General features: G+C 38.6%; 14 protein-coding genes. 4 read left to right on the top strand and 10 right to left on the bottom strand.

Going from position 1 to position 15,212, the window contains the following annotated elements; translation table 11 throughout:
• Positions 1-59 precede the first annotated feature (59 nt).
• Positions 60-299 (top strand): hypothetical protein, encoded by a 240-nt coding sequence (locus JEP36_RS06045; RefSeq protein WP_198620076.1) that lies wholly within the window; start codon positions 60-62, stop codon positions 297-299.
• Between the two features lie 88 nt (positions 300-387).
• Here the strand turns inward: JEP36_RS06045 and rluF are convergent, their stop codons facing one another.
• The 7 genes from rluF to typA form a co-directional block, all read right to left on the bottom strand.
• Positions 388-1,269, bottom strand: coding sequence for a 23S rRNA pseudouridine(2604) synthase RluF (gene rluF, locus JEP36_RS06040; protein ID WP_098941675.1), 882 nt, complete (start codon positions 1,267-1,269; stop codon positions 388-390).
• Positions 1,270-1,452: 183 nt separating this feature from the next.
• The gene (fabY, locus tag JEP36_RS06035) at positions 1,453-2,367 is read right to left on the bottom strand and encodes a fatty acid biosynthesis protein FabY (protein WP_100159682.1); all 915 of its coding nucleotides are present in this window, start codon (positions 2,365-2,367) and stop codon (positions 1,453-1,455) included.
• A gap of 36 nt (positions 2,368-2,403) precedes the next feature.
• Positions 2,404-2,841, bottom strand: coding sequence for a D-aminoacyl-tRNA deacylase (gene dtd, locus JEP36_RS06030; RefSeq protein WP_072064855.1), 438 nt, complete (start codon positions 2,839-2,841; stop codon positions 2,404-2,406).
• Positions 2,842-2,908: 67 nt separating this feature from the next.
• Positions 2,909-3,526 (bottom strand): glucose-1-phosphatase, encoded by a 618-nt coding sequence (yihX, locus tag JEP36_RS06025; protein ID WP_109373676.1) that lies wholly within the window; start codon positions 3,524-3,526, stop codon positions 2,909-2,911.
• A 210-nt stretch (positions 3,527-3,736) separates the two neighbouring features.
• Positions 3,737-4,870, bottom strand: a complete 1,134-nt coding sequence (locus JEP36_RS06020; RefSeq protein ID WP_311748524.1) for a type II toxin-antitoxin system HipA family toxin — start codon at positions 4,868-4,870, stop codon at positions 3,737-3,739.
• A gap of 119 nt (positions 4,871-4,989) precedes the next feature.
• Positions 4,990-5,298: a helix-turn-helix domain-containing protein gene (locus tag JEP36_RS06015; RefSeq protein ID WP_196534072.1), complete on the bottom strand. Its 309-nt coding sequence runs from the start codon at positions 5,296-5,298 to the stop codon at positions 4,990-4,992.
• 388 nt (positions 5,299-5,686) lie between these two features.
• Positions 5,687-7,522, bottom strand: a complete 1,836-nt coding sequence (gene typA / locus JEP36_RS06010; RefSeq protein ID WP_198620077.1) for a ribosome-dependent GTPase TypA — start codon at positions 7,520-7,522, stop codon at positions 5,687-5,689.
• Between the two features lie 360 nt (positions 7,523-7,882).
• Here typA and glnA point away from each other — a divergent pair, with 360 nt between their 5' ends.
• The 3 genes from glnA to glnG all read left to right on the top strand — a co-directional run bounded on the left by glnA (position 7,883) and on the right by glnG (position 11,956).
• On the top strand, positions 7,883-9,292 hold the full coding sequence (glnA, locus tag JEP36_RS06005) for a glutamate--ammonia ligase (RefSeq protein WP_088494326.1): 1,410 nt from the start codon (positions 7,883-7,885) through the stop codon (positions 9,290-9,292).
• 182 nt (positions 9,293-9,474) lie between these two features.
• Entirely contained in the window at positions 9,475-10,521 is a 1,047-nt protein-coding gene (gene glnL / locus JEP36_RS06000; protein WP_109373678.1) for a nitrogen regulation protein NR(II), read from the top strand.
• Between the two features lie 10 nt (positions 10,522-10,531).
• A complete protein-coding gene (glnG, locus tag JEP36_RS05995) occupies positions 10,532-11,956 on the top strand; it encodes a nitrogen regulation protein NR(I) (protein WP_196534075.1) in 1,425 nt (474 codons plus the stop codon).
• Between the two features lie 19 nt (positions 11,957-11,975).
• On the opposite strand, the gene hemN is transcribed toward glnG, so the two are convergent.
• From hemN to JEP36_RS05980, 3 genes are all read right to left on the bottom strand, one after another.
• A complete protein-coding gene (gene hemN, locus JEP36_RS05990; protein WP_198629980.1) occupies positions 11,976-13,349 on the bottom strand; it encodes an oxygen-independent coproporphyrinogen III oxidase in 1,374 nt (457 codons plus the stop codon).
• An 853-nt stretch (positions 13,350-14,202) separates the two neighbouring features.
• Positions 14,203-14,859, bottom strand: coding sequence for a DUF799 domain-containing protein (locus tag JEP36_RS05985; protein ID WP_198620081.1), 657 nt, complete (start codon positions 14,857-14,859; stop codon positions 14,203-14,205).
• Positions 14,856-15,209: a DUF4810 domain-containing protein gene (locus tag JEP36_RS05980; protein WP_198620082.1), complete on the bottom strand. Its 354-nt coding sequence runs from the start codon at positions 15,207-15,209 to the stop codon at positions 14,856-14,858. Before JEP36_RS05980 ends, JEP36_RS05985 begins: the two co-directional genes overlap by 4 nt.
• Positions 15,210-15,212 lie beyond the last annotated feature (3 nt).

Raw genomic sequence — 15,212 nt, 5'->3', positions numbered from 1 at the left:
CTCCCTTTATAAAAAGCGTTACAATGCGCTAATGCCCTTTTCTTTATTGTGGAGTTTTCATGTCTGACGAAGATTTTTCCCCTGAAAAAATATCTTTAAATATGTTTCAACAATCTCCTTTAACTGCACTTGAAGACAACAGCACACTGCTTGTGTGTGATGACAATAAAACTCCGTTGTTCTATTGCCTTTCTAAAGAAGACTATGATGTATTAATTGAGCGAGTTATGGATGCAGAGCTTGCAGCGATCGTACTTGAACGTCGCCAAAATAAATTAAATGAGCTTAATTTAGACTAATTTTATCGATGCAATAATTTGTCTTAAATAGAACAAACAAAAAAACACCCTTTCAGGTGTTTTTTTTATCGCATTTTCACAGATAAAATTAACGTTTTTTCTTTTTACGACCAGGCTGAACAAAACGCTTACGGGAATTATTTTCCGTTTCTTTGGTTTTTGTTTGAGGAATATGAATACCCAATGCTTTCGCATTACTACTAATTTGTTTTTTCGGCTTATTTTGCTTTGGTTTTGGTGGCGCTTCAGAAGTCGATTTTTCAATCGCTTCAAATAAGGTAATGAGTTCATCATCGGTCAGATCACGCCATTCGCCAACAGGTAATCCCGATAAGCTTACATTCATAATGCGAATGCGTTCAAGCTTAGTGACTTCATAACCAAAATATTCACACATACGGCGAATTTGGCGATTTAATCCTTGAACTAAGGTAATACGAAACACCATCGGCGCTTCTTTCTTGACCTTACATTTCTTGGTTTTTTGTCCCATGATAGGAACACCCGCACCCATTCCATGAATAAATTCATCTGTGATCGGCTTATTCACTGTCACAAGGTACTCTTTTTCGTGATCATTACCTGCACGTAGGATTTTATTGACTAAATCACCGTGGTTGGTCAGAAAAATCAATCCTTGTGAATCTTTATCTAAACGCCCAATTGGGAAAATACGGGTACTGTGGTTAACATAGTCAACAATATTATCTTTTTCGCCATCATCTGTGGTACTCACAATACCCACAGGCTTATTCAGCGCAATCAAAACCAGCTCAGAGTTATCCTGTGCTTCAATCAATCGACCATTGACTTTGACTTCATCGCCAGCAAATACTTGATCGCCAATACCAGCGCGTTTGCCATTAATAAGGACAAGTCCTTGCTCAATATAACGGTCAGCCTCACGACGTGAGCAGATCCCGCTTTCACTGATATATTTATTAAGACGAGTAGATAAATTGGTGTCCATGCTTCCCTCCGTAAACTGCGAAATATACATCAATTGGATAGCGATAGAAACTCTATAACACCAGCATTCAAGAATAGATTTTTTATACTCTGTTTTTTTAATAAAAAACGCAGAAAATAGAAAAGGTAACCCAAAAGAAAATAGTGATTTCCCTTTAAGTTACTCTAAAGATAGATAGCTGAATTAGCACTGCTTATTTTGTGAAGGTAAAACAATATAAGTGCCGCTAAAAACAGCACCGACACCTTCATCACCACAAATATCGACGTCCAACTTAATACGTGCCTTGCTTCCCTTCGCTAGTCGCCCTAAATCCCCACTTAAATTTTCCATATCAGCAACGGCAGCAGGACGCCCTGATACAGGTTTGCGGTAACGAATATGTGCATCCACCAGCACAATATCACCTTGCAACTTATGTTCTTGCATTAATAGCCAAATCAATCCCCAACCTGTTAATGTTGCGAGTGAAAATTGGCTACCTGCAAAAATAGTGTGATGAGGATTTTGATTTCCTGCTTCAGGGATAGTGGTATAAAAACGGGTTCCTGTGTATTGAGTAATACGTAATCCCATTTTTTCACTTAAAGGAATATGTTGATGCCATTGTTTTTGTAATTCTGCACACCAATCTGGTCGATGAAGAATATCATCCAAAGACTCAATACTTTTTTTCATAAAAAAGTGCTTAATGGGTGTCGTTTGAGGACCTGTCACTAAACCACAATTTTCATAACCTAACTTTTCAAAGAAGCTTACAGACTCTTCTCGTGCACTACACACGATCCGTTTTATACCTTCTTGGCGAGCAAGCGACTCTAGCGCCATAGCCACTAATGTGCCTAAACCTTTACCTTGTGCATCTGTACGCACCGCCATAAAGCGAATAGCACCTTCATTGTCGGCATTAATATAGAGTCGCCCAATAGCAACGGGTTGTCCTGTTTCATCAACAACCATTTGATGATGAGCAAGAGTGTCATAACCGTCTTTTTCAGAGCCTTCAGGTTGATGTAGAGGTTTACGAAGCATTTCCCAGCGAAAAGCATAATAGGCATCAAATTCTGCCTCTGTCTTTGGGGTCCGTAAATGGTACATATCTGAGCTCCTTTTAACACGACTGTACGTTTGACGTTATACTTGCAGCCAAAAGGTGACTGGGCCGTCATTAGTCAGTGTGATTTGCATATCAGCAGCAAATTGACCTGTTTGCGTTTCTAAGCCTTGTTGCTGACATTGTTCAATAAAGTAGTGATAGAGATTTTTCGCTAATTCTGGGGGCGCACCGTTCGAAAACCCTGGACGCATTCCTTTTTGTGTTTCCGCGGCAAGTGTGAATTGAGATACAACTAATAGACTACCACCTGCTTGTTGCACATTTAGGTTCATTTTGTCGTTTTCATCACTAAATATACGATAGCCGCATACTTTCTCACATAATCTTTTGGCTTTCTGTTCGTTGTCGTCTTTCTCTACACCTAATAAAACCAATAAACCTTGATTAATAGCGCCGACAGTTTCACCTGCAATATCCACTTTTGCCTGTGTCACTCGTTGAATTAACGCGATCATGCTCTCTCCAAAATAAATCAATAAAAAAGGATAACAAATTCAATCTATTGTTATCCTTACAATAGCATTATTCTTCTACTGGGAGAGAAAAATCATAATCTTTGAAGTAGTCAATGATGGTCTGTTTATCAATGACATGTACACCCTTTATACCCACAGCAATAGCAGCATCAACATTGGCTTTTACATCATCAAAGAAAACGGCATCTTGTGCTTCAACATCTTCAGATTCTAAAACATACTTAAAGAGTTCAGGATCGGGTTTTCTCATGCCAAGATCTTGCGACAAGTAGAGAAAATCAGCAGAAGCCGCGATTTCAGGATAGTGTTCTGGCCAGTAATCTTGGTGTAAACGGTTAGTATTTGATAACACCACAACCCGATGTCCTTGCTCTCTTAATTTATTCATTATATCAATGACTTCAGGTCTTACTGCGATAAAAATAGCCTGCCATCCTTCAGCGAATTGCTCAAAGCTTAAGCTCATGCCAAGTTCTGAGTTAATTTCTTCAGCAAATTCGATATCTGTAATATTACCGCGCTCATGTAATTTAAAAACTTCACCGGCGGTGAAATCCTTTTTTATGCTTGCTAATGGAACACCACTCAGCTTACTCCATACTGCGAATACTCGGTTAAAATCGATATCAATAATCACATTACCCATATCAAAGATATAAAGCATAAATCCTCTCCATAATAGAAAACTCATTTTACTTTAATCATAAATCGCTTTACTGAACAGGCTTAAACACCAAAAAAGTACAATAATCACACTTAATTTTTTTGTAAAACAGAAAACCAGAAGAGGGAGAACGGAAAAATGAGACTAGAAGCATCATTATCTAGAATGGAATTATGAGGTGATGATAAAACGTTCTCTCCTCGTTTATGTTTATACAATTTTAAAATCATCATGCAACTGCGCCCAATGTAATGATAATTTTTCTTTATGCTCATCAAGCATTGGAAGCTGTTGTAATAATGAAGGCCATTGCGTTCTTGCTGTTATAACAACATCAAGTAAATGAGGCTTAATAGCGACCCAAGGTAAATCGGCTTTTTCAGCCCAACGCTCAAAATGCCCCATTGATATATCAAACCAGTGCTTTGTTCCGGCCATATTCAAAGCTAGTTTATCCTCTTTGATATAGGGTTCTGTAAATACAACATCATATAAAGGTGATAACTGAGGTGAAATGCGATTGTGATAGATTAATGTCCAGTTTTTTAAATGAGCATCACCATTACCCAATAAAATATTAATGAGTAATCTTCTAGCCATTTGCTGAATATCTTTTAAACGTTCCGAGCTTGTTTCATAAATAACTTTGCCTATTTGCTCATAATTAATTTTTTGATATTTATCTGACGGAAATAACCCGAATACTTGAGCAAAATCTTCTGTATGAATACTCCCTTCTCCACTACGGTCAAAACGTTTAATGCCATAGGCATATGGCTCATTTGGTAATTGAATATCAGGTAAGTTTTTTAACTGATTTAATTCAATAAGCCTTATTTCAGGGATATCAGCACCGACACTTTCCGCTAATTTCATACAAGTATATTCATTAACAGGAACACCTTTATGAATGGTAGGTGGTGTTTTTATAATCCACATATCTTGTAAAGTATCTTCATCAATATGGTATCGACCTTTAATGAAAGATGAAGAGAATTTAACCTGTACTCCCGCTAATGAAAATTTTTTATCAACATGTTTAATATCGATTTGTAGAGGTTCTGTCGATAAACGATGCTCAAGTGCCCAATCAGGCACACCACCTGCTTTTATAGGAGTTACTAAAATGGCTCCTGGTAAATTTGCACCTAAATAAGCAAGAATAGCAAACTCATTATCAACGTGGCATTTTAATGCATTCGCGGTGTATTCCCTTAATACACCTTCAGGTAACAAATTAGATAGTACAGGCGAGATTTTCTGTGTTCGAATTTGAGGCTTATTTAAATAATCAGGATCAGATAGCTGCCTTAATGTGAAAGTCGGTCGAGTTTCTTTTGGCATCCTGACAAAATGGGGATTAAATGTCAGTATATTTTTACATAATGAGCAATAACCGCAACATCAATTCCATACAGCTGAATCTTAAGACCTTCCACTTTCTCTATCTGCTTATTCATACCTTATTCCTTTGTTTTAAACCAAAAGTCGAGATCATCCTCATCATCTTTCAAATCAATTTCGCTTTTATTCGCTATTGCAGTACTTGCAATCATAGGGTTTACATGAGAATTTTTAGTTCTGATTGATAACTCTAAATCTAGTCCTTCTAATACTCTTAGTAAGGTTGATAGTTTTAAATCACTTCCTGATTCTATACGTTGGTATTGCTGCTGTTTCATACCGATACGTAAATACATATCTTTTTGTTCAATACCTAATTTTTTACGTTGCTCTGTAATTAAATTAGCAATTTCATTAATAGTTTTCATGATTAGCTCTAAACCATTTTAGTGATTACATTGGCAATGTATACAACACTCTAGTTGTATGACAACCAAAAAACAACTCATAAATTGTATGTAGCAACAAAAACAACTTTAAAGTTGTATTTAAGACAATAAACAATATTTAAGTTGTAAATAAAAAGAGTGGGATACAAAGGGGAAATAAAGGCGTGATTAAGAGAAAACTTATGCGGTGGCAAATTTCCCACCGCATTCGTCTGATAGTACAACTAGTACCACATACTCTAAATAATTTAAGTTACAGATAGGCGACTAGTTGAACGCAGTCAACCCTGTAACTTGAAGTATGACGAGTATAAACTCAGGGCGCTAAACGCGCCCTAAGAATTATGTTATCAGAATAAATAACGAATTAGTCTTTGCTACGGTAAGCACGACGACGATCGTTTTCTGACAGATAACGCTTACGCAGACGAATAGACTGCGGAGTTACTTCAACTAACTCATCGTCATCAATAAATTCTAATGCTTGTTCTAATGTTTGTTTCAGGTGTGGAGTCAGCGTTGTCGCCTCATCTGTACCAGAAGCACGCATGTTAGTCAGCTTTTTACCCGTTAAACAGTTTACTGTTAAGTCATTAGAGCGAGTATGAATACCAATCACTTGGCCTTCGTAAACTTCTGCACCATGAGTCACAAATAATTTACCGCGGTCTTGTAAGCTATACAGTGCGTAAGCAACGGCTTTACCTTGGCCATTAGAGATCATAACACCGTTATTACGGCGACCGATTTCACCTGGACGAACATCATCATAGTGACTGAATGTTGCATACAGTAAACCAGTACCTGATGTCATGGTCATAAATTCAGTACGGAAACCAATCAGACCACGGCTAGGGATAATGTAGTCTAAACGTACACGTCCTTTACCATCTGGTTGCATATCACGCATTTCGCCTTTACGTTCACCCATCGCTTGCATCACATCACCTTGGTGCTGTTCTTCAATATCGATAGTGACTTGTTCGAAAGGCTCTTGTTTACGGCCGTCAATATCACGGAAGATAACTTTAGGACGAGATACACCTAATTCGTAACCTTCACGACGCATATTTTCAATCAGAACTGACAGGTGAAGCTCACCACGACCTGATACACGGAATGCATCTGGATCTTCAGTTTCTTCTACACGTAATGCTACGTTATGGACTAACTCTTTTTTCAGACGATCTAAAATCTGACGAGAAGTCACAAACTTACCTTCACGACCACAGAAAGGTGAAGTATTAACACAGAAATACATGCTAACAGTTGGTTCATCAACGGCTAATGCAGGTAATGCTTCAACAGCACCTGTTTCGCAGATCGTATCAGAAATATTCAGTTCGCCTAAACCTGTGATTGCGATGATATCACCAGCTTCTGCGACTTCAACTTCAATACGTTCTAAGCCTAAGTGACCTAACACTTTACCGACTTTACCGTTACGAGTTTTACCTTCGCTATCGATGATAGTCACTTGCTGGTTAGGTTTAACCTTACCACGCTTAATACGACCGATACCGATAACACCTAGGTAGTTGTTGTAGTCCAACTGAGAAATTTGCATCTGGAATGTGCCGTCCAGATCAACTTTTGGTGGCTCTACATATTTGACAATAGCTTCATATAACGGAGTCATATCTTCAGCCATGTCATTGTAATCTGTTCCCGCAATACCGTTTAATGCAGATGCATAGATAATTGGGAAATCAAGTTGTTCGTCAGTTGCGCCTAAGTTTACGAACAGGTCAAATACCTGATCAACAACCCAGTCTGGACGCGCACCAGGGCGGTCAACTTTATTGATAACAACAATTGGTTTTAAGTTGTTAGCAAACGCTTTTTGTGTCACAAAACGAGTTTGTGGCATTGGGCCATCCATCGCGTCAACCAGCAATAGAACGCTGTCTACCATAGACATAACGCGTTCTACCTCACCACCGAAGTCGGCGTGTCCTGGGGTATCTACGATATTGATACGATAGTCATTCCATTTAATCGCTGTATTTTTCGCAAGAATAGTAATTCCGCGCTCTCTTTCGAGATCATTTGAGTCCATCACGCGCTCAGCAACGGTTTCACGTTCGCCGAACGTACCAGATTGCTGTAGTAATTTATCGACGATAGTTGTTTTACCATGGTCAACGTGGGCGATGATGGCGATATTACGCAAGTTTTCGATCACAAAATTTGCCTCAGGCATTGTAGAAATAAGCGCAGTATTGTACACGCTTTAGACGAGAGACTAAACAAGATCACAATAATGATTGCTTAACAATATGCAATTAATTGAATTGTGATCCTTTTCACGCCTCAGAATTTAGTAGTATCCGTTCGCTCGCACCAAAACAGTGCAATTAATTAGGCTTAATTTGCACCAACTTTGTGCAATAATTAAAAAATCACAGGAGATATTCTACACTAAACTTCATCAATACAGTATATATCCCTTTTTAGATAAGTTGGCATGCTTTTCGCAATAGAATTTAGGTGAGCAAAAAATTCACCGAAAAAATGTGTAAGGCCACTGCACTCAATAAAACCATTCGCCAGGAGAGTTCCTATGTCCCTTGAACATGTATTATCCATGATTGAAGAACATAAAGTTAGATATATTGACTTACGTTTCACTGATACCCGCGGTAAAGAACAACATCTTACTATTCCGGCTCATCAGGTTAACGATGATTTCTTTGAAGAAGGAAAAATGTTCGATGGCTCTTCTATTGGTGGCTGGAAAGGCATTAACGAATCAGACATGGTGCTTATGCCAGATGCAACAACCGCAATGCTTGATCCATTTTTCCAAGATCCAACCCTGATTATTCGTTGTGACGTTTTAGAACCAGGCACAATGCAAGGTTATGATCGCGACCCACGCTCTATCTCAAAACGTGCTGAAGACTATTTAAAATCAAGTGGTATCGCAGACACAGTACTGTTTGGACCTGAGCCAGAGTTCTTCCTATTTGATGATATTCGTTTCAAAAACGATATTTCTGGCGCATCTTACGCTATCAACGATATTGAAGCGGCATGGAACACCAATACCAAATATGAAGACGGCAACAAAGGTCACCGCCCGATGGTTAAAGGTGGTTACTTCCCACTGCCACCCGTCGATTCATCACAAGATATTCGTTCTACTATGTGTAACATCATGGAAGAAATGGGCTTAGTCGTTGAAGCTCATCACCATGAAGTCGCAACTGCGGGTCAAAATGAAGTGGCTACTCGCTTTAATACCATGACCAAAAAAGCAGATGAAACCCAAATTTATAAATACGTGGTACAAAACGTAGCTCACGTATTTGGCAAAACAGCGACCTTTATGCCAAAACCATTAGTGGGTGATAACGGCTCAGGTATGCACTGCCATATGTCACTGTCTAAAAACGGTGTAAACCTATTTGCAGGTGACAAATACGGCGGATTATCTGAAATGGCGCTGTATTACATCGGCGGTATTATCAAACACGCTCGTGCATTAAATGCGTTTACTAACCCAACCACTAACTCTTACAAACGTTTAGTCCCAGGTTTTGAAGCCCCTGTTATGTTGGCTTACTCTGCACGTAACCGCTCTGCGTCAATTCGTATTCCTGTGGTTGCTAGCATGAAAGCACGCCGTATTGAAGTCCGTTTCCCAGATCCTTTAGCAAACCCTTATTTAGCGTTTGCGGCTCAGTTAATGGCTGGTCTTGATGGCATTATCAATAAAATTCACCCAGGTGATGCTATGGATAAAAACCTCTATGACTTACCGCCAGAAGAAGCAAAAGAGATCCCAACTGTCGCAGGTTCATTAGAAGAAGCATTAAATACATTAAATGCAGATCGTGAATTCTTAACCCGCGGTGGTGTATTTACTGATGATGCTATTGATGCTTATTTAGAATTATTACGTGCTGATGTTCAACGTGTACGTATGGCTCCGCATCCTCTTGAATTTGAAATGTATTACAGCGCTTAAGACCTTTTATTGATAAAAACTTAAGCCTAGATGTAAAACTGTTTTTTTGCCGTGAAGCTATTTTGCCCATCTTCGGATGGGCACTTTTCTCCCCTTTAAGGAGTCAGTCTTTTCACTTACGCATTGGTTCATTAATGTAATAAAGGTAAGATGCACTAAAATGGTGCAACGGGGTATTGAATATGGAAACGGCAGACTTACCTGACAACACATTAATTTTAGACTCATTGATACACTCTGTATTGGTTATCAACAAAGAGTTTATTATTTGCTACGCAAATCATTCTGCGTTACAGGTTTTAGCACAAAGCCGTCGAAAATTATTTGAAACGCCTTTCACTGCCCTTTTCAGCTATTACTCTTTTGATGCTGATTTAATGCGTGAAACATTAGCGAATGGACAAAGCTTTACCGACAATGAAGTGATATTGGTTGTAAATAACCAATCACACACAATGTCGCTCAGTGCCCAACCTATTTCCGAGCAACACATTTTGCTGGAGCTGGCGCCTATGGATAGTCAACGCCGGTTAAGCCAAGAGCAGATACAACAAGCACAGCAAATGGCAGCGAGGGAATTGGTTAGGGGGCTGGCACATGAAATTAAAAATCCGTTGGGAGGATTACGGGGCGCGGCTCAATTGCTAGCAAAATCCTTACCTGATCCAGCTTTAACGGAATATACACAAGTCATTATTGAACAAGCTGATCGCCTACGTGTGCTGGTAGACAGATTACTCGGTCCCCAACATCCAGGGACAAAAATACATCAGAGTATTCACCATGTTGTTGAGCGTGTTGCTCAGCTTATTTCGCTCGAATGCCCTGAAAATGTCACCTTACTAAAAGACTACGATCCCAGCTTACCTGAGTTATCACATTACCCAGATCAAATAGAACAAGTACTCCTAAATATTACACGCAACGCCTTACAAGCCGTCGAAAAAACAGGGGGAACGATTATTTTGCGTACCCGTACGGCTTTTCAAATCACACTTCATGGCGAACGTCACCGCCTTGCTGCGCGTATAGATGTGATTGATACTGGTGATGGTATTCCTCCTCATCTACAAGATACGCTTTTTTACCCCATGGTGAGTGGTAGAGAAGGTGGTAATGGATTAGGGCTCTCTATTGCGCGTAATTTAGTGGATCAACATGCAGGTAAAATTGAATTTACCAGTTGGCCCGGAAATACTGAATTTTCTATTTATTTACCAATTAAGTAGGAGATAACCAATGCAAAAAGGAAATGTATGGGTTGTTGATGATGACAGCTCCATTCGCTGGGTACTTGAACGTGCCATTTCTCGTGAAGGTATGTCTTGTAAAGCCTTTGAACATGCGAATGATGTGCTTAATGCACTCAATACAGAACAACCTGATGTATTGTTATCAGACATTCGTATGCCTGATATCGACGGTTTATCTCTTTTAAAAATAATTAAAGAACAATATCCAACTCTGCCCGTTATTATTATGACGGCACATTCTGATCTCGACGCTGCCGTTAATGCCTATCAACAAGGGGCATTTGATTACTTACCAAAACCGTTCGATATCGACGAAACATTGGCATTAATTGACCGCGCCATTACTCATTATCGCGAACAAAAACAACCGAATACCGATGAAACCTTGCTACAATCAGTTACAGATATGATTGGTGAAGCACCTGCAATGCAAGAGGTTTACCGTATTATTGGTCGGCTTTCTCGCTCCTCAATTAGTGTACTTATTAATGGGGAATCGGGTACAGGCAAAGAGTTAGTGGCACATGCATTACATCGCCACAGTCCAAGAGCGTCCTCTCCTTTTATCGCGCTAAATATGGCGGCAATTCCTAAAGACTTGATTGAATCAGAGCTTTTTGGTCACGAAAAAGGGGCATTTACAGGCGCCTCTCAAGTACGCCAAGGTCGATTTGAACAAGCAAATGGCGGTTCACTGTTTCTTGATGAAATTGGTGATATGCCTCTTGATATTCAAACACGTTTACTGCGAGTCCTTGCTGAAGGGCAATTTTATCGAGTAGGCGGTTATGCCCCAGTAAAAGTCGATGTACGTATTATTGCCGCAACTCATCAAGACTTAGAAAGGCGAGTTCAAGCCGGTGATTTTCGTGAAGATCTCTATCATCGCCTCAATGTCATACGCATTCAGTTACCACCATTACGCGATAGAACCGAAGATATTCCTAGCTTAGCACGCTATTTTCTGCAAAAAACAGCAAAAGAATTGGGTGTCGAAGCCAAAGTTCTTCATCAGCAAAGTTTACAAATAATGATGGAATACAACTGGTCAGGTAACGTCAGACAATTAGAAAATGTGTGTCGCTGGTTAACGGTAATGACGGCAAGCCAAGAGATTATGCCTCAAGATTTACCACAAGAAATTCGCCAGCCTGATGAGAAAGCAAAAAATATCAGTCGAATTGCTGCTTCTCAACATTGGTCACAGCATCTTTCATTATGGGCAGATGAAGCATTAGGAGAAGGGAAAGAAAACATCTTAACAGATGCATTACCTCAATTTGAACGTACTCTTTTACTAAGCGCCTTAGCATATACGCAAGGGCATAAACAAGATGCAGCACGATTATTAGGTTGGGGCAGAAATACATTAACCCGTAAATTAAAAGAGTTGGGGATAGAGGAATATTGATCCCCTAACCCTTCATCAATTAAATTACACGCGAGAATTGACGTTGGCGCATTTGATTTCGTAAATACGTATCGAAACACATACAAATATTACGAATAAGCAGGCGCCCTCTTGGTGTTACTTGAATACCATCTTTTGTTATTTCAACTAAACCGTCATTCTTCATTGGCACAAGTAATTCTAAATCTTCTTTAAAATAGTCATGGAAGACAATATTGTGCATTTTTTCAATATCAGAAAAACGCAGACTAAAATTACAAATTAAGGTTTTAATCACATCACGGCGAATACAATCATCATTAGTCAGAGATAAACCTCGCCATAGTGCATTTCCTTCACTATTAACGCGCGCATAATACTCTTTCAATACTTTTTCATTTTGCGCATAGTTATCACCTAACATACTTATTGCAGAAACTCCCATGCCTAATAAATCACACTCTTCATGAGTGGTATAGCCTTGGAAATTACGGTGTAAAATACCTTTACGCTGAGCAACCGCTAATTCATCATCCGGTTTAGCAAAGTGATCCATACCAATAAACTGATAGCCGTTTGTTGTCAGCGTAGAAATTGTCTCTTGTAATATTTCTAACTTCTCTTCTGCTAAAGGGAGATCTTCATCTTTAATTTTACGCTGAGCCGCGAATAAATTAGGTAAGTGCGCATAATTGAAAACACTCAATCTATCTGGTGATAGTTCAATAACGCGTTTTAATGTAAAGGCAAAACTCTCTTTGGTTTGCTTAGGTAAGCCGTAAATTAAGTCAATGCTGGTGGAGTGAAAACCCACTTCACGCGCACGCTCTACCAATGCAAAAATAAATGCTTCATCTTGCTCACGATTTACTTTTTGTTGCACTTCTTTATTGAAATCTTGCACCCCCATACTTAGGCGATTAAATCCTTCATGACGTAGATGGTCGATAACATCTAGCTCAATTTCACGAGGATCAATCTCAATAGAGAGTTCTGCATTATCAACAAAATGAAAATGGTGACGTAATAGCGAAACCAATCGACTAATTTGTTGCTTATCCAGAAAAGTAGGTGTACCCCCGCCCCAATGCATTTGAGTCACTTTTCTGTCTTTAAAATAGCGTGCTCTGTTAATAATTTCTTTTTCTAAAACATCAAGATATTCATCTGCTTTATGTTTATAGCGCGTAATAATTTTATTACAGCCGCAGAAATAGCACAGCTTATGGCAGAAAGGAATATGAACATAAAGCGATAAAGGGCGCTCATGATAGCGTTGAGTCGCTTTGATAAAATCATCATCGCCATATTGCTGATTAAACTCTAATGCTGTTGGGTATGATGTATAGCGAGGACCTGAATAGTTATACTTATGGATCAGGTCAAGATCCCAAATAATTGTTTGTTCTGACATGCCTCTACCTTCCAAAAGTGAACCGCTGATATCTCATACCAGCAAACAGACATTATGAATATCTGAAAGAATAGTGTAACCAATAAATCGGGAACTGAATATGATCGAAAGAGGTATCGAATAAATCCCTATCTTCTTATTGATAGGCAATAACACTCAAATATATGACGTGATGCAAATCACATTATGTAAAAATAGTCTTATCCATTAAAGATATTCATAAATAAATTAAGTTTATTCAATATGTTAGTGGTTTTAATTCATCGTGAAATATCAGAGGAGAACTTTTACGCCGAGTTTAAAACGATATATTACTCAAAATACGATTTAAATTAATTAAATATCTCGTTATATTAGTTTTATTATTCTTTTATTCCCTCTTAATTCGATGATTATAATAATAGTAACAATTATATCTTTACCTAAATTATAATATTACATATCCTAGAGACAAACATTGATTAATATCCAACTAGGTCGTGTTTTGATTTAAATTTGAGGACTATTTAAAGAATAAAGGTCGCTATATTACAAGGAAAGATAGCATCCCCCATACCTTATCTTATTCTCTTTGACGTTTCTCTTATTTAATCAGTCTCTTTTATATACCCGAATTATGGATTATTAACCACGGAAGGAAACGGACTGGCAACCAAGGATGGTTTATCCTTTCAATGACAACTCCTCTTTTTTATTTACTCTCTATTTCATACTTATTCTGTGATAAATATAGGTAGTATTACCCAACATCAAATAAGAATAATTATTATTTCGCAAATAAAATAAGGCTCTGCTTATTTTAAATTAATTAAACAGAGCCTTTTCATTCTTATGCTTATTTTATTGCATTTGCTTATTCTGCTTCTTTACCATAACTAGGAGAGCGAGGACCATATAGAATACCGTTCGCATTTCCTGCTGAAAGTAAACGTACACTTGTTATACCTGCAATTTGGTAGCTTTTGTCTGATACTGTATTCACAATTTGATTCACAACAGCTGAGACCAACATCCCTACTAAACTACCTGATGAACCGTCTGTTTCCGTACTTGATGCCGTTGCAGAACTACTCCACAACACACCACCATTACGAAGGTCAACAAGCTTAGCAGTAACGGTAACTCGCGTATCACTAGAAATAATTTGATATGTCGTTCCGAACTCTGTGATATCTAAGTATAAAACAGCATCAGCACCAAAGATTTCACGTAGTTTATTAGGACTTACTGCATGAATATCCCCAGCCATGGATAAACCATTTTGCTTAAATGTCTCTTCAACGACAGCAACAGGGAAAACATAATATCCCGCTTCTGCCAAAGGATATGTTACTTGAGATAAGAAACTGTGCCCCGCTCCAACTTCCGTTGTATGGTTTTGAGGTACTAATACAAGAATACTTTTTGGCTTACTCTGTTTAAAGGCAGTGTAATCTGTTTTGATAGGTTGGGCGCAACCCGTTAATACCAACGCAAAAGCCAAGCATATTAAAGCGAATAAGCGACTCATTTTTGCATTCCTTTGTTTTTCATCAGACGATCCATAAATTCCGCTGATTCAGGGTAAAGTACTTTTTCTTCATTAAATTCGGCCATTGCTAAATCTAATGCACCCGTCGCACCATATAACATCCCTAAATGTGCATGTAATCCTGGCGGAATACCCAATGATTTAGCACGAGAAAGCTCAATACTTTTCTTCAATGCATCAATTTGCGCTTGAGGATCACTTTCACTTTGTTGGTAGTGCTGATATACCACTTGTTGATAACTGTCCCAGTTATAAAGTGGTTTAGGGCCACTTGCACAGCCCGTCAGTAATAAAGCCCCAAAAATAAGGCCTATTAATGATTTAGACATCGT

It is taken from the genome of Proteus sp. PR00208, from assembly GCF_016238545.1.
Lineage (GTDB): Bacteria > Pseudomonadota > Gammaproteobacteria > Enterobacterales > Enterobacteriaceae > Proteus.
This window is presented reverse-complemented; position numbering and strand designations above follow the sequence as displayed.

Bases quoted from the DNA above. Each gene is read 5' to 3' on its own strand.
- JEP36_RS06045 (WP_198620076.1), top strand. From the start codon at position 60: ATGTCTGACGAAGATTTTTCCCCTGAAAAAATATCTTTAAATATGTTT.
- rluF (WP_098941675.1), bottom strand. From the start codon at position 1,269: ATGGACACCAATTTATCTACTCGTCTTAATAAATATATCAGTGAAAGC.
- fabY (WP_100159682.1), bottom strand. From the start codon at position 2,367: ATGTACCATTTACGGACCCCAAAGACAGAGGCAGAATTTGATGCCTAT.
- dtd (WP_072064855.1), bottom strand. From the start codon at position 2,841: ATGATCGCGTTAATTCAACGAGTGACACAGGCAAAAGTGGATATTGCA.
- yihX (WP_109373676.1), bottom strand. From the start codon at position 3,526: ATGCTTTATATCTTTGATATGGGTAATGTGATTATTGATATCGATTTT.
- JEP36_RS06020 (WP_311748524.1), bottom strand. From the start codon at position 4,870: ATGCCAAAAGAAACTCGACCGACTTTCACATTAAGGCAGCTATCTGAT.
- JEP36_RS06015 (WP_196534072.1), bottom strand. From the start codon at position 5,298: ATGAAAACTATTAATGAAATTGCTAATTTAATTACAGAGCAACGTAAA.
- typA (WP_198620077.1), bottom strand. From the start codon at position 7,522: ATGCCTGAGGCAAATTTTGTGATCGAAAACTTGCGTAATATCGCCATC.
- glnA (WP_088494326.1), top strand. From the start codon at position 7,883: ATGTCCCTTGAACATGTATTATCCATGATTGAAGAACATAAAGTTAGA.
- glnL (WP_109373678.1), top strand. From the start codon at position 9,475: ATGGAAACGGCAGACTTACCTGACAACACATTAATTTTAGACTCATTG.
- glnG (WP_196534075.1), top strand. From the start codon at position 10,532: ATGCAAAAAGGAAATGTATGGGTTGTTGATGATGACAGCTCCATTCGC.
- hemN (WP_198629980.1), bottom strand. From the start codon at position 13,349: ATGTCAGAACAAACAATTATTTGGGATCTTGACCTGATCCATAAGTAT.
- JEP36_RS05985 (WP_198620081.1), bottom strand. From the start codon at position 14,859: ATGAGTCGCTTATTCGCTTTAATATGCTTGGCTTTTGCGTTGGTATTA.
- JEP36_RS05980 (WP_198620082.1), bottom strand. From the start codon at position 15,209: ATGTCTAAATCATTAATAGGCCTTATTTTTGGGGCTTTATTACTGACG.